2 protein-coding genes are annotated in these 1,742 nt (G+C 47.9%); one reads left to right on the forward strand and one right to left on the reverse strand.

Annotated features, from left to right (window positions below; all coding sequences use genetic code 11):
• Nucleotides 1-129: 129 nt before the first annotated feature.
• Nucleotides 130-1,110: an NAD(P)H-quinone oxidoreductase gene (locus B2899_RS10815; RefSeq protein WP_146808198.1), complete on the reverse strand. Its 981-nt coding sequence runs from the start codon at nucleotides 1,108-1,110 to the stop codon at nucleotides 130-132.
• Nucleotides 1,111-1,205: 95 nt separating this feature from the next.
• Between B2899_RS10815 and B2899_RS10820 the strand changes: the two genes are divergently transcribed.
• The gene (locus B2899_RS10820) at nucleotides 1,206-1,685 is read left to right on the forward strand and encodes a hypothetical protein (RefSeq protein WP_286885731.1); all 480 of its coding nucleotides are present in this window, start codon (nucleotides 1,206-1,208) and stop codon (nucleotides 1,683-1,685) included.
• Nucleotides 1,686-1,742 lie beyond the last annotated feature (57 nt).

Here is a 1,742-nt window from a genome sequence, read left to right on the forward strand (position 1 = left end):
AAAAGAGAGAAGAGAACGAGAGGGTGATTTCAATGGTGAAAAAGGCGAACGCCTTTTTCTTCCCTGAATCTTATTTTCTCTTCCCCTTCCTTCTTTTCTCATAATTTTCACAGAAAACAGAGGATATAATTATTTTTGTATCTGAAGGATAATTTTTCCTGTATTTTTATTGTTCTCCATGTATTCATGTGCTTCCTGTACTTGCTCCAGATCCCATACGGAGTCAACAATCGGCCGTAAACGTCCGTCCGCGAAACGAGGCATCGCAAATTCGACGAATTCTCTCGTTAAGGCAATCTTGTCTTCTACCGAACGGGAGCGCAGCGCTGTACCGATGATCTGCAGACGGCGCCGCAGAAGCTGGCCAAGATTGAGTTCGGGGGCTTTGCTGCCGCCCATTGTACCGATAATGACAAGCCTGCCGTCCATGGCCAGGCAGGAAAGATTCTGCTCCCAGTAAGGCGCTCCGATAAAGTCGAGAATAATATTCACGCCTTGTCCATCGGTTGCTTCTTTAACTGCGGGTTCGAAAGGTCCGGCTTTATAATCGATGGCCAGACTGGCACCTAAGTCCAGACATGCCTGCCGTTTTTTTTCGCTTCCGGCGGTAATGATAGAGGTAGCGCCCGCTTCCCGTACCAGCTGGATGGCGGCTGTTCCTACACCGCTGGCTCCCGCATGAATCAGTACCGTATGACCGGCTTTCAATCCGCCGAGCCAAAATAAATTCAAATAGGCTGTCAGGAACACTTCCGGAATGGCCGCTGCTTCCGTAAACGAAAAATGGTCGGGAATCCGGATGGCCATGCCTGCCGGAATACTTACTTTCTCCGCATAGCCGCCGCCCGGAAGCAGAGCACAGACACGATCGCCGGGTTTAAAACCCGTTACGTTTTTTCCTACATTCTCAACAATGCCGGCCATCTCCAATCCCATAATGTGGGATGCGCCTTTTGGCGGGGGATAAAGTCCGCGTTTCTGGAGAAGGTCTGCCCGGTTCAGTGCGGTCGCCTTTATGCTGACGAGCAATTCGTCGTCGCCCATAACGGGATCTTCCGCTTCTCCAATGTATAGACGGTGTGTGTTTTCTTCTACAAGTACAGCTTTCATACGTGCCCTCCCTGTAAAAAGTATAGTTGAAATAACAAACTTTCCACTATCTATGATATCGTAGGGAAGAAGACGAAGGAAAGGACGGAAACGTAATGAATACATCTCTGAAAGAAATGCGAATCATCTCACACGAAGAATTGGAAAAACGGATAGAAGAGGTTCAGCTCTTGCAAGAGAAAGAGCGGGAGCGTTACGCGCTAGTAAAAGATACATCAACGGGGGAGCACTATGTCCGCTATACGCAGCATCACCTTAATCTAATGGAAGGTGGTATTGAAGAGGTATTCGATCACCTCTTGCCGCTTGATACGGATGATGTATTGGCGGTTGTCTTCGGCGAACAGGATTATACGTACCCGGCGCAGTGGACAAAGACATATCTGCGCGGCAGCAATTCGGACCCGTATATATGGTTTGATCCTTCCGATTTACCGGGGGACTTGGATGACGATGCGGCAGGACGGGAGATTTCCGAGATGTTGGATGCGTTTAAACAGGAGAAAAAATTTGACGACGAGTCCATTCAGAGGCTGTTTAAACAAATCGATGACATGCTTGGCGATAAGAAATGAGGAGAGGATTTTAATGTAGAACAAGGCGAATGCCTTTTTCTTCCTTAGATATTTTTT

It is taken from the genome of Aneurinibacillus sp. UBA3580 (genome assembly GCF_002375825.1).
GTDB lineage: Bacteria > Bacillota > Bacilli > Aneurinibacillales > Aneurinibacillaceae > Aneurinibacillus > Aneurinibacillus danicus.